The sequence below is a fragment of the Aliishimia ponticola genome (assembly GCF_004803475.1).
GTDB lineage: Bacteria > Pseudomonadota > Alphaproteobacteria > Rhodobacterales > Rhodobacteraceae > Aliishimia > Aliishimia ponticola.
The window spans coordinates 617,110-636,122 of the sequence record NZ_SRKY01000003.1; the positions used below are offsets into that span (position 1 = coordinate 617,110).

Consider the following 19,013-nt stretch of genomic DNA (forward strand, 5'->3'; position numbering starts at 1 on the left):
CGCGATTATTCTGCGGCCATGCGTCGTGTGTCGCTGGCATCCAGCGGGAATACCTTGGCCGGGTTCAGCAGCCACGCCGGATCGAATACATCCTTCACCGCCATCTGCGCTTCCAGATCGGCCGGGGCGTATTGGTGGCTCATCAGGTCACGCTTTTCGATGCCGACACCGTGTTCCCCCGTCAGGCAACCGCCGACCTCGACACAAAGCTTGAGGATTTCCGCGCCCATTTCCTCGCAGATTTCCAGATCGCCCGGCTTGTTGGCATCATAGCAAATCAGCGGATGCATATTGCCGTCGCCCGCATGAAACACATTGCCCACCGCAAGCCCGTATTGCTTGGACATCTCGCCGATGCGGCGCAGCACGTAGGGAAGCTCACTCACCGGGATCGTCCCATCGAGACACATGTAGTCGTTGACCCGCCCGATCGCCGAGAACGCCGCCTTGCGCCCAGCCCAGATACGCGCCGCCTGATCGGCGCTTTCGGCTTCTTGCATAGCGACAGGGTCATGCCGCTCGGCGATCTTCTTGATCAGGGAAAGCTGATGCGCGATCTCGCTTGGTGCGCCTTCGACCTCAACGATCAACAGCGCCTCGCATTGCGGATAACCCGCCTTGGCGAAATCTTCGCAGACTTCGATCAACATGCGGTCCATGAATTCAATCGCAACCGGCAAGACACCGGCCTTGATGATGTCAGCGACACAGGCCCCCGCGACCTCGGCACTGTCAAACCCCATCAATACGGGCAAAGCGCCCTCTGGCTTGTGCAAGATGCGCAGCGTCGCTTCGGTCACGACGCCAAGCTGCCCCTCCGAGCCGCAGATAACCCCCAACAGATCGATCCCGCCCGCATCCAGATACGCGCCGCCCAGTTCCACGACGGTGCCATCCATCTGCACCATCGTCACACCCAGCAGGTTGTTCGTCGTGACCCCGTATTTCAGGCAATGCGCGCCACCCGAATTCATCGCCACATTACCCGCAATCGCACAGGCAAGCTGCGAGGACGGGTCCGGGGCGTAAAAAAAACCATCCGCCTCAACCGCGCCAGTCACGCTTAGGTTCGTGCGGCCAGTCTGCACCCGGATCACGCGGTTTGGATAGTCGACTTCCAACACCTCATTCATCCGCGCCACACCAAGAATTACGCAATCGGCCGTCGGCAAGGCCCCACCCGCAAGCGATGTGCCAGATCCGCGCGGCACCACGGGCACGCCCTCCTCATGGCAAATGCGCAGAACATCCGACACTTCCTGCGTGCTCGACGGCAGCACAGCGATCATCGGCGGGCAGCGATAGGCTGTCAGCGCATCGCACTCATAGGCGCGAGTCTCCGCCTCTTCCGAAATGACGGCGTCAGGCGGCAAAACCTCTTGCAAACGCGCAAGAACGCGCGGCTTGCGCGCGATGATTTCGGCGTCGGGCTGGGGCATCTGCATGTGGCAACCTCCCTGCTGGCTCCCTATTGGTAATTTTTCCTTACCAATTTTTCGCAAATGGAGCAAGTGCGACAGCAATGCCGCTTGCACCGCCGCCCCGGATCGTTCACCACTCGGCCATGGATTGGATCAAGGTTGTACATCTGCTGTGCGTCATGGGCTGGATGACCGGCATTTTCGCCGTGCCGCGCGCCGTGATCTTCTGGAAGCGTGAATACGCGCAAACCGGGCAGTTCGGGCCGACCGGCGACCTGACGATCCGCATCTACCGCTTCTCGCTCGGCCTTGGCGTGATCGCGATCGTGACCGGCCTCTGGCTTGCGCATCTGTGGGGCTGGCCCGCCTGGACCCATCTGAAAATCGCGCTCGTCGTCGCGCTGGCGGCGCATTACGGCTGGACAGGACGGCTGGTCCTGCGGGCCCGCAAAGGGGTGTTCACCGAAAGCGACCTGTTCCTGCGCATCTTCAATGAAGTAAGCGTGCTGGGCACGATCGCCATTCTGATCGTGGTGGTGTTCAAACCGTTCTGATCACGAATGCGTGGCCCCTCTCGCCTCCGCGAGGGCACCCGGCTAGCCTGCTGCCATGAAATATGTTGCCGCCTTCTGCCTGTTTCTTGGCCCCGCCTTCGCCGATGCCCCCGTGATCGAAAACGTCACCGCGACGAAAAACGGGGCGACGTGGCGGTTCGACGTGACCCTTTCCCATCCCGATACCGGCAGGGACCACTATGCTGACGGTTGGCGCGTGCTCGACATGCAGGGCAATGAACTGGGCTACCGTGAACTGTTCCACCCACACGTGAATGAACAGCCCTTCACCCGCTCCCTGTCCGGCATCACGATCCCGGATGGCACAGCGCAAGTCCTCATCGAAGCGCGCGACAACAAGGACGGCTGGTCAGGACAGAAAATCCCCTTCACCTTGCCCTGACAGCGCCTTTCGCCTGTTCCAAATACTTTGGGGGACTCCCGAAGGGAGGGGGGCAAAGCCCCCGCTGCCGCGCGGCCCCCGGCCGCGCCAGATTGACTTGCGGGCCAATCGGCCCGCACCGCTGGATCAGACCCGGTGGTAAGGACTGCCCGCCAGAATGCTGGCCGCACGGTAAAGCTGCTCTGACAGCATCACCCGCACCAGCATATGTGGCCAGACCATCTTTCCAAAACTCAGCGCGAAATCCGCGTCAGCGCGCAAGGCCGGGTCGATCCCGTCCGCACCGCCAATGATCAGCGCCAGATCGCGGACGCCATCATCGCGCCAGCGCGCCAGTCGGTTTGCAAAATCGGGGGACGTTTCGATGCGTCCGCGCTCATCAAGAATCGCCAGCCGCGCCCCGTCCGGGATGGCTTTGCGCAGCAATTCCGCTTCGGCCGCCATGCCGCCGCCCTTTCGGTCCTCGACCTCACGAAGCGCCACAGGCCCAAGGCCCAAAGCGCGTCCAGTCTTGTCGAACCGCGCGAGGTAATCCTCCACCAAATCGGCTTCGGGCCCCGCCTTCTGGCGGCCGACCGCAATCACGTGCAGGCGCATGGTTCAGATCAGTTGGCGGCTGCCGCAGGCTGCCACATCTTTTCCAACTGATAGAACTCCCGCACTTCGGGGCGGAAGACATGCACAATCACGTCGCCGGTATCGATCAGCACCCAATCGCCGGTTTCCTTGCCTTCGCTCCGGATGGAAATGCCGAACCGCGCCTTCAGGCGTTCCGACAGCTTGTCCGAGATCGCCGCGACCTGCCGCGAGGATCGCCCCGAGCAGATGACCATGTAATCGGCCATAGCCGTTTTGCCGCGCAGATCGATCTGCACGATATCTTCGGCCTTGTCGTCAGAAAGCGAGGAAAGAATGGCTTCCAGCAGGGACGTGGATGTCACCGTCTCAGGGGTGCCGTCTTGGGCCAGGGTGCCGCCCTTGGCCCGGTCTTCAGCGGCCATAACCGCATCAGTGTGAAATGACAGGACGAAGTCCTCCTTTTCAGATGCACCGACGCCCGGTGCCAGCATGATACAATGTTAACAACGCCAGCATGAAATTTCAATGAAACCGACGTTCTGCGCAGTCGCGCAGCACCGGGTGCACATAATGTAACAGGTTCGCCCTGCCAATCCCCATATGCTTGCGTTGCGCTGCTTCCTGATTCTACAGTCCGCCCGGACCTGGGAGAACCCGAATGGGACTGCAGCTACGCTGGCTGAGCCTGATGGCCTATCTTATCACCGGCCCCACCTTCGCAGAGGGTTGGGTGCGGGACGTATGGCACATCGTCAGCGATGACAGCCCCTTCTTCGCGCCGGACAGGCCCGACCAGAATGCGGCGGCGCTGCTGCAAAGCGATGGTCGATTTGCCCTGCTGGTGCTTGGAACGGACGCGCAGGGTGCGCTGGTATCTGTCAATTTGCCCGGCACCACAGCGGCAGAACGTCTGACATCAACGCTTGTGATCGCCAATGGCACGGTTCTGACCCGCGAAATTTCCGGCGACCAGCTTCTGGCGCAACCGATTCCCGATGGCGAGACTGTCACCTATTCCTTCCGCATCGCCCCCGGCGATCTGGAATCCTTCATGGCGGCCAGCGAATGGCGTCTAAATGCGGGCGGAACGGTCACGACGCTGACGCTGGACGGCAGCCGCAAGGCGGTCTCTGCCGCTATCGAGGCGCGCGATGACACCCGTCTTTATCCGTCGCGCCATGACGATTGACCTCAATCAACTGATGGTAGATTTACGCACCGCGAATGCTCGCAAACCGCGAATCATCTGCCTATGTGGAGTCCGTCTTGCCCATTGAGTTTTTCACATCCCTTGATCTCGATCTGGTGTTCGCCCGGTGGTGGGGGGTCGTCGATGACAGCGCCGTCCGTGTGAATTTCATGAACTATCTTGGCGATCCAAATTACCGCCCGGGGCGGCCAGAACTGATCGACCTGTCACAAATCAAGCGGTTCGATATCGATTTCGCCGCAACGCGCGGACTGATCCAGACCGTGAACCGGCAGGTTCCCGGTGAAATCGTCCATACGCCGACAATCGTCTGGGCGCCTAGCGACGGCTCTTACGGCATGGCCCGGATGTTCCAGCAGCTTGCAGAAATCACCGATGGTATCGTTGTGAAAATCTTCCGCGATGAACGCGCCGCGCTGGATGCGGCTGGCCAATCCCATGAAAGTATCGCCGACCTGTTGGCGCGCGGCAATTTCCTGGAAGGCGCCCGCAGTTAGTCGCCCACGAATTCAGCCCCAGATTCGGGGGTGGTTTTGCCCAGCATTCGCACTTCCCTCTGAGGGAAGGGAATGGAAATGCCGTTCTCTTGAAATGTGTCCCAAAGGGCCAGAAACACATTTCCGCGAATGTTGGTCAGGCCGCCGGTCGGGTCCGTGATCCAGAAACGCAGGATATAGTCGACGCTGCTATCGCCGAACCCCACGATATGACAGACGGGTGGACGGTGGGTCAGCACCCGGTCCACGCTTTGGGCTGCCTCGATGGCCAGTGCGCGTACCTTGTGCGGATCATCGCCATAAGACGTGCCGAAATGGATATCGAGCCGGACGAAATCGTTGGTATGTGACCAGTTGACCACCTGGCCCGTGATCAGATCTTCGTTCGGGATCAGGTACTCCTTGCCGTCGCGAGTCACGACAGAGGCATAGCGCGCACCCAAAGTCTGAATCCAGCCGAAGGTCTCGCCCAGACTAATCACGTCGCCCGGCTTGATCGACTTGTCCAGCAGGATGATCACGCCGGACACAAGGTTCGACACCACCTTTTGCAGGCCAAAGCCCAAGCCCACGCCGATCGCACCGGACAGGACCGCCAGCCCCGTCAGGTCGATCCCGATGGCGCGCACGCCGATGAAAAAGGCCAGCGCATAGAACACGACCTGCACGACCTTGACGATCAGCACCCGCATCGACGGGCTGATCTCTTCGTTGGCCTGCACCCGGCTGGATGTCGATTGCGTCACGAAACGCGCCAGCGCCAGCAGAGCACCGATAATGACAATCCCCTGCACCACCAGCAGCAATGACAGCCGGAACGACCCGATGGAGATCGCCGCCGCATCGAGGATGGAAATCGCCTCGTCCAGCAGCCCCAGCACATAAAGCGTCACATAGACCCACGCGGCATAGCGCACCGTCATGCGCAGCGCGCGTGACCGGATCAGCCGCGTCAGGAAGACGACCATCAGCCACGCTGTTGCAAGCGTCGCGATAACCCCGATCAGGTAAGACCGTGACGGCCATGTCAGCTCGCGCATGACCAGCAGGACGATCCAGATCATCAAGACGAAGAAGATCGGCATCAGCCGTTGATGGATGACAACCAGCACGCGCATGCGCCATGTGGGCCATCCCTCACGGCTGGCCATCCACGCGCGAATGCGCGGACCGAACGCGGCGCGCAGCAGGTGGGCCAGTACCCAGACACTGATGGCGATGAGGACCTGATAGCCATTCCAGGGGCGCAGGAAGGACGTCAGAAAGGCCTCTGCCTGACCGGCCAAAGATTGCCCGATATCCAGAATTTGCCCAGCCGTTTCCGAGACAGAAGGAACCTCCTGTTGCGCTGCCTCGTTCGCCTCGACGTGATTTGCCATTCGCGGTCTGCTCCCTTGCGGCAAGTGTTACACGCGGACGGGTACAGGGCAAGCTGGCGACGCGCGACGCTCCCTTGCAGCCTTGACGCAAAGTGAGTATCTGAACCGCATGGCGACACAGCTTAACATTTGCGATCACAACCGTCTGCGTGAACGGTTTTTCGGGGCCACCCATACGGTGCGCGCCCGCCTATCCCGTTCCTGACCGGACGCTTCGCACTTTGATACCGCAATGACCCACGGGAGAGGACCAATGTCCCCCAAAACGCTTTATGACAAAATCTGGGATGCCCATGTCGCCCACGAGGCCGAGGACGGCACCTGCCTGCTTTATATCGACCGGCATCTCGTGCACGAGGTGACAAGCCCGCAAGCCTTTGAAGGGCTGCGCATGGCGAACCGCCCGGTCCACGCGCCGGACAAGACCATCGCCGTGCCGGACCACAACGTGCCGACGACGATGGGCCGTGAGAACCCCGACCAGATGCCGGAAGACAGCCGCATTCAGGTTGCCGCGCTTGACAAGAACGCGAAGGATTTCGGCATCCACTACTATCCGGTCAGCGATATTCGTCAGGGTATCGTTCACATCGTTGGCCCGGAACAGGGCTGGACGTTGCCGGGCATGACGGTTGTGTGCGGCGATAGCCACACCGCGACCCACGGTGCGTTCGGCGCGCTGGCCCATGGCATCGGCACCTCCGAAGTGGAACACGTTCTGGCGACGCAAACGCTGATCCAGAAGAAATCCAAGAACATGAAGGTGGAGATCACCGGCAAGCTGCGTCCGGGCGTCACCGCCAAGGATGTCGTGCTGACCATCATCGGCGAAACCGGCACCGCCGGTGGCACCGGCTATGTCATCGAATATTGCGGCGAAGCGATCCGCGATCTGTCGATGGAAGGCCGTATGACCATCTGCAACATGGCCATCGAAGGCGGCGCGCGCGCTGGTCTGATCGCACCGGATGAGACAACCTTCGAATACGTCAAAGGCCGCCCGCACGCCCCGAAAGGCGCACAGTGGGAAGCCGCGCTGGCGTGGTGGAAGACACTTTATTCCGATGACGATGCGCATTGGGACAAGGTTCTGGTCATCAAGGGCGAAGACATTGCGCCCAGCGTGACATGGGGCACCTCGCCCGAGGATGTTCTGCCGATCACTGACGTTGTGCCCGAACCGTCCTCTTTTGAGGGCGGCAAGGTCGAAGCGGTCCAGCGCTCGCTGGATTACATGGGCCTGACCCCCGGCACCAAACTGTCGGATATCGCGATCGACACCGTCTTCATCGGATCGTGCACCAATGGCCGGATCGAAGACCTGCGTGCAGCGGCCGAGATCGTCAAAGGCAAGAAGATCAAGGACGGGATGCGCGCCATGGTCGTTCCGGGGTCCGGCCTTGTACGGGCGCAGGCCGAGGAAGAAGGCCTTGCCGATATCTTCAAGGAAGCCGGTTTCGAATGGCGCCTTGCGGGCTGTTCCATGTGCCTTGCTATGAACCCGGACCAGTTGAAACCGGGCGAGCGCTGTGCGGCGACGTCGAACCGGAACTTTGAAGGTCGTCAGGGCCGTGGTGGCCGGACGCACCTGATGAGCCCCGCGATGGCGGCGGCCGCAGCGGTCACAGGCAAGCTGACCGATGTACGGGAGCTGATGTAATTCAGCCCCGTTGAGTTTCGCGCGAGGCGTCTTTTTCAGGATGCCTTGCGCAGTTCGGAATGGGATTTCAACACTTCGTCCCCGTCCGATTGCTCGATCTTGTAGGCAGGCGAATCTTCCGACGCGTCGCGCGTCACTTCGCTGCCTTTGATCTTGAGCGTGATCTTCTGGGTATAGACTTTTGTGACCTCGCCCTGCGCGGTTCCGTTGCCCCAATCCCATTCGACTGTCGTTCCGGTGTCATAAGCCATTGCGCGTGATCCTTTGTGCTGTTCACCCAGTCAACGCCGCTAGCCACCGAAGGGTTCCCGGCCTTCATGATCCGTGCGGGCCGCCGGGCTTTGGCGGCAATCCTTGCGCCGGACCCGTTCGGATATCCGGGAAAACCTGCGCCCCTTTCCCCGCAAAACCTAGGCCTTCGTGCCTATCTGTTAGATATGACGACCAATCCCAAGGGGGCGATCATGCGACGACGCCAGTTTCTTTCGCTGCTTGGGGCCGCTGGAATGGCCCCGGCCCTGCCTATGCCCGCCGCCCGCGCGGCCGCCGTCGGCGCGGCTGGCTATAACCGCTACATGTACGGGCTGGCGGTGTTTCACGCCCATACCCGCGCCTCGATCAGCGCTGTCGATCTGGCGGGGAAGCTGAAGGTCAGCCTTGGCACCGCCGAAGCGATGCTGGGGGAGATGACGGCCAAGGGGGTGGTTGGTCCGATCCTGAATTCCTCGGCGATGCGGGCCATCAGCCGGACCTCGGTCGGCCCTCATGTGGTCAGCGTTCCCAAACCCTCAGACCTTGGCGCGGCGCCCAAAGACCTGCTGAACCGTGTTGCTGCCCAGCTGGAGAGCGATGCGGTCGCACCCGATGCAGACGATGATGTCCCGCCAGCGATATCACCGGACGCGGCCCCTGACGCGGACACGGTGCAAGACCGAAACGCAGCACCCTGAACCTGCGCCGCGTTGCCAAAAATAGAAAAGGCCGACCCCCTTCCCCGGTGCCGGCCTTTTCCCCATTTCGGCCGTGTCACTCAGCCGGAACGGGCGCTACCGCATCTTCGGATCGAAGATGTTTGGCGTTCAGTTTGAAGACCAGCCAGATCATCGCGACTTGCAAGGCAATCGCCACGGCGCTGATCAACAGATAAGCAACAGAGAATTTGGCAACGAGACCGACTGCGACCAGTCCCTTGTTCAGCCAAAACTGGGTCATCACCGACAGCGCCACCCCCGGACAGACCAGCGCATAAGAGCCGACGGAGCGGGCGGCGCCTGTGACATACTCCCCCAGATATCCAAAGCGGTTCAGGACGGTCAGCCCAAGGCCCGTAATGGCAAGCTGGATCATCAGCATGGTGGTCAGCAGGCTGAAGTTTTCACCGCCCCCGCCATGGACGCCGAACTGCGTGTGCAGCCCGTGTTGCTGGCGCAGCAGCGCGATGGAGATCACGGTCACCAGTGGCACGATCACCAGCAAGGTCGGCGCGCTTTCGGCATTTGCGCCATGCTCCATCATCGCGCGCATCCCCAGCACAAGGTTGACCACCGCCAGCAGAACCGCCGAAACGATGAAGAAGCTCGACAGGATGAAGGACACCCCAACCGTCAGCGGGACGGTGCTCATTGCGGCGGGCGCTGTCAGACCGACCCCGACCATCGCCATGGCGAACGCCGGCAAAACCTGCGCGAAGCTGTTGTTCTTGGAACAATCCAGCCCGCCATCCGTCATCACACGGCCATAGAAGTCAGCCATGATCCGCAAGGCGTAGTACCCGATCGCAGCAAAGGCGATCAGTGCCAATGGGAACAGGTATTCCACCACCGTCCACAGACCCGGCACGAAGACGAGGCCGACGATGAACGCGCCATTCACGCCCATGGCCAATGCCAGCGGCACCGCCATCAGCTGCGTTTCGGCGTTGGACTGGCGCAGTTGGGTATAGGCTTCGGTCGTGCGATAGGCCGAGAAGGCGCGCAGGTTCCAGATCAGCGTCCGAACCAGTAGATAGGCAAAGACGGCGATGCCAATCGCGGCCACCACAATCGCGGCCTGCAACGCCATGCCCCCGGCCATGAAAGCCGCGAGAATATCTTCGAAGATCGGCACCGGTTGATTGAGATGCGGCACCCAGAACATCAGATACATGAAGAACGTCACCATCAGCCCGCCAGCCCCAAGCGTGGCGAGGAAGTACAGCGGTGAATAGCGATCCTTGATCGCCTCGGCCGGAATCATGGACATGAGACCTTCCTCCTTTTTCCGAATTACACATTCGAATATGTATATTCGACGGAGAGTCGCCTTGATCCAGATCAATTGCATCTGCTTGGTCTTGGCACCGGCGCGTTTGGGGCGTAAACCACCTGCGTTATCAAGACGGGCCACGGCCCCAGCCAGAAGAGGGATGACAAATGGACAAGTTCGAGACTTTGACAGGGATCGCGGCCCCGATGCCGCTGGTCAACATCGATACCGACATGATTATCCCCAAACAGTTCCTCAAGACGATCAAGCGTTCCGGCCTTGGCGTGAACCTTTTCGACGAGATGCGGTATGACTCCGACGGCAACGAAATCCCCGATTTCGTGCTGAACAAGGATGCGTATCGCAACGCAGAGATCATCGTGGCGGGCGACAATTTCGGCTGCGGGTCTTCGCGTGAACACGCCCCTTGGGCGCTGAAGGATTTCGGCATCCGCGCGGTGATCTCCACCTCCTTTGCTGACATCTTCTACAACAACTGCTTCAAGAACGGCATCCTGCCCATCGTTCTGCCGAAAGAGGCCGTGGATGTTCTGATGAAAGATGCCGAGAAAGGCGCGAATGCCCGCCTGACCGTCGACCTGGAAGCACAGACGGTGACCTCGTCCGACGGGGATGTGTTCAGCTTCGAACTCGACAGCTTCAAGAAGCACTGCTTGCTCGAAGGGCTGGACGATATTGGCCTGACCATGGCGAAATCCGACAGCATCGCCTCCTTCGAGGCGCAAGCGGCGCAGTCCCGCCCCTGGGTCTGACCCGCAGCCTTTACAAAGCACGACAATGAAAAGCCGAGGATCTTCCCGGCTTTTTCCGTTTGTGGCAGCAATGGCCGTTAACTTGTTTGATCAAGAGCTGCCAAGGCCGAATACGCCTCTATAGTGGCGGGATTGGCAGCAAACACCACATCTGGGACAGCACCTCATTCTCGCCTTAAAATTGATGCAAGATGGCACCAGTTCCGTCGACAAACCACCCAACTTCCAGTGTTTCGTTAACCAAACAGCTTGAGTGCGAACCGGAAAGTAGGCAAAAATTGGGCGAGATTGAGGCACACCGTCATAATTGGCGGGATCAAGTTGGAATAAAGCGCGGACAACGAATTCGCGCAGGCCAGTTTGAAGGGACAAAGCAGTGATTGCACGTGTTGCAGGGGCGTTCACGCGCGCCATGTTAGTTGGTCTGTTGATCGCAACTCCGTATCTTATGATGCCCGGCAATGTTGCCGATGCACCGCAAATGGTGGTTCTGGCCGCGCTGCTTGCAGGGCTTCTGACCTTCATCGAGTATAGCTCTCACTTCCCGTCCATCGTCGAGTTTCGCGATGCTCCGCCGTTCAACCGGCTGCGTTTCCTGATGCTCTTCACCACGATCTTCCTGCTGTCCGCCGTAAGCCGTGGTACGTCTGAACCGTCGGTTCTGACCGGGGCAATGACGTCGCTTGGCACGATCATCGGCAATGCCATCGATTTCCCGTTCTCGCCAGTGCGCCTTGTGGTGCTTATGCTGCCCGAAAATGCCAGCGCCGCTTTGGTGGCCTCGGTGCGGACTGCGGCGGGGATTTCCTACCTCGTGTCGCTGACGGCGATGGTGTGCTTCGTGTTCCTGATCCGCGTTCTGGGTTGGCCGACACGCAATCGCGTGTTCAATGTCTGGGTCAACCTGCCGCTCTTCGACCCCACGACAGGCGGCGATGTGCTGGACCGGCTTCAGCGCGACGCGCGCATCAACATCGCCCTCGGCTTCCTTCTGCCCTTCCTCATTCCGGCAGTGGTCAAGGCGGCCAGCTTTCTGGTAGACCCGATCACGCTTGCAAACCCGCATACGCTGATCTGGACGATGACCGCATGGGCTTTCCTGCCTGCCAGCATGATCATGCGCGGACTGGCCCTGCACCGGGTCGCCGATCTGATCGAAGAGAAACGCCGCCGGACCTATGCCGAAGCGGAAGAGGATGGCTTGCAGCCGGCCTGACCTGCCTTGCGCTGACGACAAGTCCGGCGCAAGCAGACCCGCTGCGCATCGCCTTTTTTCACACCGAACTCAGCCGGGACGGCCCCGGATTGCTGCTGCGCGATATTCAGCGCGGCAAGGACGCACAGGTGACGGCGGTTGTCGATGTCATCGCGCAGGCGTCCCCGGACATTCTGGTTCTGCGCGGGATCGATTGGGATCTGGAGGCGCGCGCCCTCGACGCGCTGGCAGAGGTGCTGATCACCGCAGGACACCCCCTGCCCCACCGATTTACGGCGCAGCCCAATCGCGGGATGCCCACCGGGTTCGATCTGAACGGCAATGGCCGCGCGGGCGATCCGGACGACATGCAGGGCTATGCGGAATTCACAGGGCAAAACGGGCTCGCGATCCTGTCGCGCTGGCCAATTGGCACTGTGACCGACGCGACGGACATGCTGTGGCGCGATCTGCCCAATGCGCTGGTGCCGTGGCCGGGCCAACCCGACGGCAGCCTTGATGTGCTGCGCCTGTCCTCTACCGCGCATTGGCTGGCCCCGATCGACGCGGGTGATTACGGCGAGGTGACGATTGGAACTTTCGCCGCCTCCACCCCCGTCTTTGATGGGGAGGAGGATCGCAACGGCCGGCGCAACCACGACGAAATCGCCTTTTGGGCGCAGCTTCTGGACGGCGCTTTGCCCTATGCCGCACCGGCCGATCTGATCATTGCCGGCCATGCCAATCTTGATCCCTTGCGCGGCGATGGGCGGCGGGAGGCGATCCGGGGGCTTCTGGATCATCCCGCGTTACAAGACCCGTTCCCGGCGGACATTCTGACCGTCGATTGGAAACGCGATGACCTTGAACCAATGCGGCTCAGCTATATCCTGCCCACGCAAAGTTGGGACATCGTTGCCAGCGGTGTGATCTGGCCAGAGCCGGGCGATCCTTGGCTTGAGACGGTGGAAACAGCCAGCCGCCACCGCCTGATATGGGTCGATCTGGAACGCCGCAGCCCATAGCGTCCTATGCCCGCGGCAATTGGCCCGCTTCCGGTCCGGGAACCGGTCCCAGATGTTGGATGGCCGCCGCCATGGCCGTATCGACGGGCGTCATCTGAAAGTCCGGCACCACCGCGCGGAGCAATTTTCCGTCCAACGCATGGCGCGTGTCCCACAAGTACCGCTGCGCGCGCAGGTGGCGCATCAGCGGCTTGATTGGGGACAACAGCGCCAGCGGCCACCACGCCATCTGCGTGACGCGCATGGGCCTGCCTGTCACACGTTCCAGCGCCTCGGCCATTTGCAGGGCTGTCAGCGTATAGCCGGGGAACGGGATGTCGGCATAGCAGGGAAGCTGCGCGCGCCTTTCGACCAGATGCACCGCCGCCCGCGCCACGTCGGGCAAATAGGCCCAGGCATGTGCGATATCGGCGCGGCCCGGATAGGTCAGCTTACCGCGCAGAACCTTTGGCGCCATGACAAGGTCAAACCATTGGCCCGAGGCGCAGGTATCCAGAAAATCCCCGCAGCGCAGCACGATGACCCGGAGGCCGGAGCGTTTGTATTCATCCTCGACCTGAACCCGCATCCGGCCCAGCGGCGTCGGGGCGGCATGCTTTGTCCGTTCTGACCATGGTGCGGGCGCAGTCGGCGCAAAGACATAGACATTGGCGGGCAGGATCACCGTCGCATCGCTGCCTTGCATCGCATCCATCAGGCGGCGGTGCATCGGCAACAAGTCCCGGTGCCACGTGGTATAATCGGGCGGGTTCCAGCCGTTCACCACCACCTGAACCCCATCCAGCGATTGCTTCAGATCATCCCGTGCCCGGTCGAATTTTCGAACGGTCCATCCGGCCTGCGCGAAGGCATTCGCAGCGTTGCGCCCAAAGCGGCCCGATGCACCGAGGATCAATACTGTACGTGACATCATGTTTCTCCTTGCTTGTGACCACGGAAAATTATCGCTCGGAAAGGACCAAAGAAATTACACGAAACCGAAGGTTTGCTATTCATAAATGAATGGCACCTGCGCTTTCCTCTCTTGACTGGACCTTGATCCAGAGCTTCCTCGCCGTGGCCGAGGCCGGCTCCATGTCGGCGGCGGCGCAGCAATTGGGGCAAAGCCAGCCCACGGTGGGACGCCATGTCAAAGCGCTGGAAACCGCGCTTGGGGTGGAGTTATTCCAGCGGCATTCGCGCGGGCTGCGGCTGACGGCAATGGGCGCGCAAGTCTTGCCCGCGGCAGAGGATATGCGCCGCGCCATGACGCAGATTGCCCTGGCAGCAGAGGCCGAGGCAGGCACGCTAGAGGGCGAGGTCCGCATCGCGTGCTCTGCCTATGCGGCGCATTACGTGCTGCCGCCGATCATCGCGGATATACGCGCAGCAGAACCCGCCATTTCGATCATCCTGCACGCCAGCGATGATACCAAGAACCTGACCTTCCGCGAGGCCGATATCGCGGTACGCATGTATCGCCCGACGCAGCTTGACCTTGTGGCGCGCCATATCGGGGAGCTGCCGATTGGTGTGTTCGCCGCGCGCAGCTATCTGGATCGGCGCGGTCGCCCCGGCAGCTTGGCAGAACTGATGACGCATGACCTTGTCGGCTTTGACCGGACCCGGTTGATCCTTGAGGGGATGAAGGCGGCGGGTCTTTCTGTGTCGCCATCAGATTTCGCGACGCGCTGCGACAATCAAAGCGCCTATTGGGCGCTGCTGCGGGCCGGTTGCGGCATTGGGTTCGGGCAAATGAATGTGGGCCGCTCCGATCCGCTGATCGAAGAGATCAAAATCGACGGCGTCGTACTTCCGGCCCTGCCGGTCTGGCTGACAGCGATGGAAACCGTGCGCCGCCTGCCGCGGGTGGACCGGGTGTGGCAGCTTCTCGTCGATGGTCTGGGTGCCGTAGTGGACCGCCCCGGCAGCTAAGCGCGGCTACCCGCACGCCGCTTGTGGGTGATCCGCGCCCCAGACCTTTCCCACATCCCGCGCGACCTGCGCCTTTTGCATCCGGTCAAGTTCGCGCAACGCCAGTTCAGAATCGCCCGTCCGCGCAAGCGCTTTGCGATAGGCCGTGCGGACGGACCCTGCCCGCCACGGCAACATGGCCCCTGCCACCCATTGCCGCAGTTCCGGCGGAAGTTGGTCATGCTCGCGCATCGGGTTCGTCGCCCGGCGTTTGCATTTCAGACTGGTTTTTCCGCGATTTGTGGGCATCCGCACCTCTTCATCATAGTCATCACGCTGCACCACATTTCCCAATACGCAGCGCCGTGATTCGTTATGTCATAACATAACATACCGCAAGCCCTTCCCTGCGCGCTTATTGACCCTTCCCGGCCAAGCAGGTACGCCGCCTGCAACGATTTCTTGGAGGAAATGTAAGATGTCCAACCCCTCGCTTTTGATCCTGCCCGGCGACGGTATCGGCCCCGAAGTCATGGCCGAGGTTCGCCGTATCATCGACTGGTTCGGCGCCAAGCGCGGGCTTGAGTTCGACGTAAGCGAGGATCTCGTGGGCGGCGCGGCATATGACAAGCACGGTGCGCCGCTGCACGACGACACGATGGCCAAGGCGCAAGAGGTGGACGCGGTTCTGCTGGGCGCTGTGGGCGGGCCGAAATACGACGATCTGGATTTCTCCGTTAAGCCTGAGCGTGGCCTGCTGCGCCTGCGCAAGGAAATGGACCTGTATTCCAACCTGCGCCCCGCGCAGTGCTTTGACGCGCTGGCGGATTTTTCGTCGCTCAAAAAGGACGTGGTCGCCGGTCTTGATATCATGATCGTGCGCGAGTTGACCTCCGGCGTCTATTTCGGGGAGCCGCGCGGCATCTTCGAAGAGGGCAATGAGCGCGTCGGCATCAACACCCAGCGCTATACTGAAAGCGAGATTGATCGCGTTGCGCGCTCTGCCTTTGAACTGGCGATGCGCCGGGGCAAGAAGCTGTGTTCGATGGAGAAGGCCAACGTGATGGAAAGCGGCATTCTCTGGCGCGAGGTCGTGACCCGTGTCGGCGCCGATTACCCCGAGGTCGAGTTGAGCCACATGTACGCGGATGCAGGCGCGATGCAATTGACCCGCTGGCCCAAGCAGTTCGACGTGATCGTGACCGACAACCTGTTCGGCGATCTGTTGTCCGACCTTGCCGCGATGCTGACCGGCTCGCTTGGGATGCTGCCCTCGGCCTCGCTTGGTGCGCCGATGGCCAATGGCCGGCCGAAAGCCCTGTACGAGCCGGTCCATGGCTCCGCGCCGGATATCGCTGGTCAGGGCAAGGCGAACCCGATTGCCTGTATTCTCAGCTTCGCGATGGCGCTGCGCTATTCCTTTGACGCGGGCGATGAAGCCGCGCGTCTGGAAGACGCCGTGAATGCGGTTCTGGCCGATGGCGTGCGCACAGCAGACCTGCTGGGCGAAGAAGGCGTGACGCCGGTCTCTACCTCGCAGATGGGCGACGCGATCTTGGCGAAACTGGACGCCAGCGTCTGATCGCAGCGCCGCACCTGCGGTTTCAAAACGATGGGATCGGCAGACCCGCGCTGCCCATCCCGCCCCTGCCCCGCGAAACGGCATTGACGCGGCGGCCCTGCCGCAGACCGGCAGTTGGGTAAAAAACGACCCGGTTCCGGGTTGACCGTCATGGCGCGAAAGACAATCCTGCACATGACCTCAGGATCGCGCGCACATGTCTTCCAGCCTCAAAGGCGTTCTTTTTGCACTTGCCGGATATGCTTCGTTCTCCGCCCATGACGCGGTGATCAAGTATTTGGGCGGGTCTTATGCCCCGGCGCAAATCCTGTTCTTTTCCGTCATTTTCAGCTTTCCCTTCGCCACAGTCATGATGATGGGCGACCGCAAGGCCGGCACGCTGCGCCCGGTCAATCCCGGCTGGGTCGCCGTGCGAACGATTGCCGTGACGGTGACGACCTTGTCGGCCTTCTACGCCTTCACGCAATTGCCGCTGGCGCAGGTCTATGCCTTCATCTTCGCCGCGCCGCTGCTGATCACCATCCTGTCGATCCCGATCTTGGGCGAACGGGTCGGCATCCACCGCTGGGTTGCGGTGATGATCGGCTTGGCCGGGGTCTTGATCGTTCTGCGCCCAGGGGCCGAAGCACTGACCGCCGGACATATCGCCGGATTGGTTGCGGCGGCGGGCAGCGCCACCGTGTCGGTCATCACCCGCAAGATCGGGCGGGAAGAGCGCGCCGCGGTCCTCATGCTTTATCCGATGGTGACGAACGTGATCCTGATGGGGGCCGTGCTGCCATTCGTGTACAACCCCGTGCCCTTGGGCGATCTGGCCCGGTTCGGAGTGATTGCGGCGCTCGGCTTTACGGGCGGGCTTTGCGTGATCGCTGCCTATCGCCATGCGGATGCGGCGCTGGTCGCGCCCATGCAGTACAGTCAGATCATCTGGGGCGCGGGCTTTGGCTTCCTGATCTTCAACGAGGTGCCAGACCGATATACCGGCCTCGGCGCGGCGGTGATCATCTTCTCTGGCCTCTATGTGGTGATCCGCGAAAGCCTTGGCGGCAAGTCCACCAACACGCCTGTGCTGCGGACCCGGACCCGGACCGGCGCGGCCAGTTCCCCCAATGTCGGTGCCTTTGTCAGGGGGCGCACATTCGGCGATATTACCGCTCAGAACCCCCTTGCAAATGCTGGCGAAGGGCAGTAATCCCGCTCCTTGTCGGAGTGTAGCTCAGCCTGGTAGAGCACTGTCTTCGGGAGGCAGGGGCCGGAGGTTCGAATCCTCTCACTCCGACCAAATAAACAACGCGCCTTCGTTGTTTGCATCATTTCGACCGCAACGATATTCGCAACGTTTCAAACGGCGAATGTACTTCGTTCGTTCGCAGCCGGCAGCAAGCTAGTGCTTCGGAACCACCTCATATCTTCCAATCCATGATCTCAGCAGCGTTCTTTAGCGCATCTGGGCTGTAAGACCGGTAGACGTTTTCCAAGGTCTCGCGCGAGGTCGCAAAATAGGCCGTGGCGTCCTCCAGTGTCATGCCGCGCATGAACGCCCAAGTAACCGCTGTATGCTTCAGTGTGTGCGGTGTCACATCCTCAAGACCGGCACGAGAAGCGGCAGCACGAAAGGCTTTGTCAATTCTATCTATCGGCGCGCCATTGAAGGACACCACGTGGCTCCCCTCCTGCGTCCAGGTCTTCATCTCCGCAAAGAGCGTTCTAGGCATCTTTACCATGCCCTTTCGCTTTTTTGTCTCGGCCTCAGCTTTTCCAAGGAAATGGATCACGCCGCTGTTAAGATCGACCCAGCCACTATCTATGGAGGGCATCCATTTCAGCCTTGTGATCGCTGTCTTCCGGCGCCCAGTGTAGAGCGCAATCTTTATGAAGCGTCGGACGTGAGGCGCAGAAACCTTCAACAGTCGCTGGGCCTCCGCCTCTGTCAACCAACGGTCGTTGGCGACGCCCTTCTCAGGCAGGGTTACGATCGGTGCGTGGCTAATCCTGCGCGTCGCCAAAGCGTATTTGACGGCGGCGTTCAGAGTGTTCATCTCACGCCGGACAGTCCATGCGGCGCGTTTTCTCCAAGCCGAGTAGCCCCGGCACTTGTCGATGTCGATTTCTGACAGCCTGAGATCACCCCAGTAGGGCGACAATGCCCTTATCGTGTAGAGAAGGCGATCCTTATCATGAACAGCCTTCACTTTTTCCTCGCCGTAATGAACCAAAATCTCGCCCACAGAGATCTCACTCGGCTCACGAACACGGTCATCCTGCCGTTTCTTGCCAGCGATGTATGTACTCAGGGCTTCTTCTGCTGCCTCATGAAATCCATCACCATAGCCTGTCCGGATTTGCCGCCCTTCGTCGAGAATGACCCAGGCGCCGTCGTCCTTGCGTTGGAACAGCCGGGCTGGTTTGCGTTTTCTTGGCATTGGGAAATGAACCTCCTCAGTTCGTCGCGCGTCATGTAATAGCGCTGCCCAATCTTTGTCGCGTTGATCTGGCCGAGGTGTATCATCGTCCTCACCGTTCTGGGCTTCACAGTGCTATGAAGAGCAGCCGCGAAGTCATCGATGGTCAAAAGTGCTTCTTCGCCGTTCATAGTTT

21 protein-coding genes, 1 tRNA gene and 1 pseudogene are annotated in these 19,013 nt (G+C 60.9%); 13 read left to right on the top strand and 10 right to left on the bottom strand.

The annotated features are described in order from the left end of the window. Positions 1–5: 5 nt before the first annotated feature. Entirely contained in the window at positions 6–1,445 is a 1,440-nt protein-coding gene (locus E4Z66_RS14155; protein ID WP_136463660.1) for an FAD-linked oxidase C-terminal domain-containing protein, read from the bottom strand. Between the two features lie 119 nt (positions 1,446–1,564). Between E4Z66_RS14155 and E4Z66_RS14160 the strand changes: the two genes are divergently transcribed. Together E4Z66_RS14160 and E4Z66_RS14165 are read left to right on the top strand one after the other, a co-directional pair. Further along, on the top strand, positions 1,565–1,975 hold the full coding sequence (locus E4Z66_RS14160; protein WP_136463661.1) for a CopD family protein: 411 nt from the start codon (positions 1,565–1,567) through the stop codon (positions 1,973–1,975). 55 nt (positions 1,976–2,030) lie between these two features. Further along, complete coding sequence (locus tag E4Z66_RS14165) at positions 2,031–2,378, top strand: hypothetical protein (protein WP_136463662.1); 348 nt, start codon at positions 2,031–2,033, stop codon at positions 2,376–2,378. Between the two features lie 126 nt (positions 2,379–2,504). Here the strand turns inward: E4Z66_RS14165 and rlmH are convergent, their stop codons facing one another. Together rlmH and rsfS are read right to left on the bottom strand one after the other, a co-directional pair. Continuing rightward, positions 2,505–2,975 carry a 23S rRNA (pseudouridine(1915)-N(3))-methyltransferase RlmH gene (gene rlmH, locus E4Z66_RS14170; RefSeq protein WP_136463663.1) on the bottom strand — a complete coding sequence of 157 codons (471 nt, stop codon included), beginning with the start codon at positions 2,973–2,975 and terminating at the stop codon, positions 2,505–2,507. A gap of 8 nt (positions 2,976–2,983) precedes the next feature. Further along, a complete protein-coding gene (rsfS, locus tag E4Z66_RS14175; protein WP_246036034.1) occupies positions 2,984–3,448 on the bottom strand; it encodes a ribosome silencing factor in 465 nt (154 codons plus the stop codon). Positions 3,449–3,615: 167 nt separating this feature from the next. Here rsfS and E4Z66_RS14180 point away from each other — a divergent pair, with 167 nt between their 5' ends. Both E4Z66_RS14180 and E4Z66_RS14185 read left to right on the top strand, forming a co-directional pair. Further along, on the top strand, positions 3,616–4,146 hold the full coding sequence (locus E4Z66_RS14180) for a hypothetical protein (protein ID WP_136463664.1): 531 nt from the start codon (positions 3,616–3,618) through the stop codon (positions 4,144–4,146). Positions 4,147–4,223: 77 nt separating this feature from the next. Continuing rightward, positions 4,224–4,664 carry a hypothetical protein gene (locus E4Z66_RS14185; protein WP_136463665.1) on the top strand — a complete coding sequence of 147 codons (441 nt, stop codon included), beginning with the start codon at positions 4,224–4,226 and terminating at the stop codon, positions 4,662–4,664. Here the strand turns inward: E4Z66_RS14185 and E4Z66_RS14190 are convergent. Beyond that, positions 4,661–6,043, bottom strand: a complete 1,383-nt coding sequence (locus E4Z66_RS14190; RefSeq protein ID WP_136463666.1) for a mechanosensitive ion channel family protein — start codon at positions 6,041–6,043, stop codon at positions 4,661–4,663. The two genes, E4Z66_RS14185 and E4Z66_RS14190, sit on opposite strands and share 4 nt — an antisense overlap. A gap of 253 nt (positions 6,044–6,296) precedes the next feature. Between E4Z66_RS14190 and leuC the strand changes: the two genes are divergently transcribed. Continuing rightward, positions 6,297–7,703: a 3-isopropylmalate dehydratase large subunit gene (leuC, locus tag E4Z66_RS14195; RefSeq protein ID WP_136463667.1), complete on the top strand. Its 1,407-nt coding sequence runs from the start codon at positions 6,297–6,299 to the stop codon at positions 7,701–7,703. A gap of 35 nt (positions 7,704–7,738) precedes the next feature. On the opposite strand, the gene E4Z66_RS14200 is transcribed toward leuC, so the two are convergent. Next, entirely contained in the window at positions 7,739–7,954 is a 216-nt protein-coding gene (locus E4Z66_RS14200) for a hypervirulence associated TUDOR domain-containing protein (protein ID WP_136463668.1), read from the bottom strand. A gap of 213 nt (positions 7,955–8,167) precedes the next feature. Here E4Z66_RS14200 and E4Z66_RS14205 point away from each other — a divergent pair, with 213 nt between their 5' ends. Beyond that, entirely contained in the window at positions 8,168–8,653 is a 486-nt protein-coding gene (locus tag E4Z66_RS14205; protein ID WP_136463669.1) for a hypothetical protein, read from the top strand. Positions 8,654–8,729: 76 nt separating this feature from the next. On the opposite strand, the gene E4Z66_RS14210 is transcribed toward E4Z66_RS14205, so the two are convergent. Then, entirely contained in the window at positions 8,730–9,944 is a 1,215-nt protein-coding gene (locus E4Z66_RS14210) for a TsoY family (seleno)protein (RefSeq protein WP_246036035.1), read from the bottom strand. 170 nt (positions 9,945–10,114) lie between these two features. On the opposite strand from E4Z66_RS14210, the gene leuD reads away from it, so the two are divergent. From leuD to E4Z66_RS14225, 3 genes are all read left to right on the top strand, one after another. Beyond that, positions 10,115–10,720 (top strand): 3-isopropylmalate dehydratase small subunit, encoded by a 606-nt coding sequence (gene leuD / locus E4Z66_RS14215; protein WP_136463670.1) that lies wholly within the window; start codon positions 10,115–10,117, stop codon positions 10,718–10,720. A 412-nt stretch (positions 10,721–11,132) separates the two neighbouring features. Beyond that, entirely contained in the window at positions 11,133–11,936 is an 804-nt protein-coding gene (locus tag E4Z66_RS14220) for a hypothetical protein (RefSeq protein ID WP_246036036.1), read from the top strand. 89 nt (positions 11,937–12,025) lie between these two features. Next, entirely contained in the window at positions 12,026–12,940 is a 915-nt protein-coding gene (locus tag E4Z66_RS14225) for an endonuclease/exonuclease/phosphatase family protein (RefSeq protein WP_246036037.1), read from the top strand. Positions 12,941–12,944: 4 nt separating this feature from the next. Here E4Z66_RS14225 and E4Z66_RS14230 read toward each other — a convergent pair whose 3' ends face one another. Beyond that, positions 12,945–13,853 carry a Rossmann-fold NAD(P)-binding domain-containing protein gene (locus E4Z66_RS14230; RefSeq protein WP_246036038.1) on the bottom strand — a complete coding sequence of 303 codons (909 nt, stop codon included), beginning with the start codon at positions 13,851–13,853 and terminating at the stop codon, positions 12,945–12,947. Between the two features lie 89 nt (positions 13,854–13,942). On the opposite strand from E4Z66_RS14230, the gene E4Z66_RS14235 reads away from it, so the two are divergent. Continuing rightward, positions 13,943–14,854 carry a LysR family transcriptional regulator gene (locus E4Z66_RS14235; RefSeq protein WP_136463673.1) on the top strand — a complete coding sequence of 304 codons (912 nt, stop codon included), beginning with the start codon at positions 13,943–13,945 and terminating at the stop codon, positions 14,852–14,854. A 6-nt stretch (positions 14,855–14,860) separates the two neighbouring features. Here E4Z66_RS14235 and E4Z66_RS14240 read toward each other — a convergent pair whose 3' ends face one another. Then, positions 14,861–15,175 (bottom strand): DUF6525 family protein, encoded by a 315-nt coding sequence (locus tag E4Z66_RS14240; protein ID WP_246036039.1) that lies wholly within the window; start codon positions 15,173–15,175, stop codon positions 14,861–14,863. A 136-nt stretch (positions 15,176–15,311) separates the two neighbouring features. Here E4Z66_RS14240 and leuB point away from each other — a divergent pair, with 136 nt between their 5' ends. From leuB to E4Z66_RS14255, 3 genes are all read left to right on the top strand, one after another. Beyond that, positions 15,312–16,415, top strand: coding sequence for a 3-isopropylmalate dehydrogenase (gene leuB / locus E4Z66_RS14245; protein WP_136463674.1), 1,104 nt, complete (start codon positions 15,312–15,314; stop codon positions 16,413–16,415). 196 nt (positions 16,416–16,611) lie between these two features. Continuing rightward, complete coding sequence (locus E4Z66_RS14250) at positions 16,612–17,607, top strand: DMT family transporter (RefSeq protein WP_136463675.1); 996 nt, start codon at positions 16,612–16,614, stop codon at positions 17,605–17,607. Positions 17,608–17,620: 13 nt separating this feature from the next. Further along, positions 17,621–17,697, top strand: a tRNA-Pro gene (locus tag E4Z66_RS14255). A gap of 121 nt (positions 17,698–17,818) precedes the next feature. Here the strand turns inward: E4Z66_RS14255 and E4Z66_RS14260 are convergent. Then, positions 17,819–18,838, bottom strand: coding sequence for an integrase (locus E4Z66_RS14260; protein ID WP_136463676.1), 1,020 nt, complete (start codon positions 18,836–18,838; stop codon positions 17,819–17,821). 56 nt (positions 18,839–18,894) lie between these two features. Continuing rightward, positions 18,895–19,008: pseudogene (locus tag E4Z66_RS20015) on the bottom strand (hypothetical protein); the annotation flags it as partial. Positions 19,009–19,013 lie beyond the last annotated feature (5 nt).

Bases quoted from the DNA above. Each gene is read 5' to 3' on its own strand.
- E4Z66_RS14155 (WP_136463660.1), bottom strand. From the start codon at position 1,445: ATGCAGATGCCCCAGCCCGACGCCGAAATCATCGCGCGCAAGCCGCGC.
- E4Z66_RS14205 (WP_136463669.1), top strand. From the start codon at position 8,168: ATGCGACGACGCCAGTTTCTTTCGCTGCTTGGGGCCGCTGGAATGGCC.
- E4Z66_RS14220 (WP_246036036.1), top strand. From the start codon at position 11,133: ATGTTAGTTGGTCTGTTGATCGCAACTCCGTATCTTATGATGCCCGGC.
- E4Z66_RS14180 (WP_136463664.1), top strand. From the start codon at position 3,616: ATGGGACTGCAGCTACGCTGGCTGAGCCTGATGGCCTATCTTATCACC.
- leuC (WP_136463667.1), top strand. From the start codon at position 6,297: ATGTCCCCCAAAACGCTTTATGACAAAATCTGGGATGCCCATGTCGCC.
- E4Z66_RS14210 (WP_246036035.1), bottom strand. From the start codon at position 9,944: ATGTCCATGATTCCGGCCGAGGCGATCAAGGATCGCTATTCACCGCTG.
- E4Z66_RS14260 (WP_136463676.1), bottom strand. From the start codon at position 18,838: ATGCCAAGAAAACGCAAACCAGCCCGGCTGTTCCAACGCAAGGACGAC.
- E4Z66_RS14230 (WP_246036038.1), bottom strand. From the start codon at position 13,853: ATGATGTCACGTACAGTATTGATCCTCGGTGCATCGGGCCGCTTTGGG.
- E4Z66_RS14200 (WP_136463668.1), bottom strand. From the start codon at position 7,954: ATGGCTTATGACACCGGAACGACAGTCGAATGGGATTGGGGCAACGGA.
- E4Z66_RS14165 (WP_136463662.1), top strand. From the start codon at position 2,031: ATGAAATATGTTGCCGCCTTCTGCCTGTTTCTTGGCCCCGCCTTCGCC.
- E4Z66_RS14190 (WP_136463666.1), bottom strand. From the start codon at position 6,043: ATGGCAAATCACGTCGAGGCGAACGAGGCAGCGCAACAGGAGGTTCCT.
- E4Z66_RS14160 (WP_136463661.1), top strand. From the start codon at position 1,565: ATGGATTGGATCAAGGTTGTACATCTGCTGTGCGTCATGGGCTGGATG.
- E4Z66_RS14235 (WP_136463673.1), top strand. From the start codon at position 13,943: ATGGCACCTGCGCTTTCCTCTCTTGACTGGACCTTGATCCAGAGCTTC.
- leuD (WP_136463670.1), top strand. From the start codon at position 10,115: ATGGACAAGTTCGAGACTTTGACAGGGATCGCGGCCCCGATGCCGCTG.
- rsfS (WP_246036034.1), bottom strand. From the start codon at position 3,448: ATGCTGGCACCGGGCGTCGGTGCATCTGAAAAGGAGGACTTCGTCCTG.
- rlmH (WP_136463663.1), bottom strand. From the start codon at position 2,975: ATGCGCCTGCACGTGATTGCGGTCGGCCGCCAGAAGGCGGGGCCCGAA.
- E4Z66_RS14250 (WP_136463675.1), top strand. From the start codon at position 16,612: ATGTCTTCCAGCCTCAAAGGCGTTCTTTTTGCACTTGCCGGATATGCT.
- leuB (WP_136463674.1), top strand. From the start codon at position 15,312: ATGTCCAACCCCTCGCTTTTGATCCTGCCCGGCGACGGTATCGGCCCC.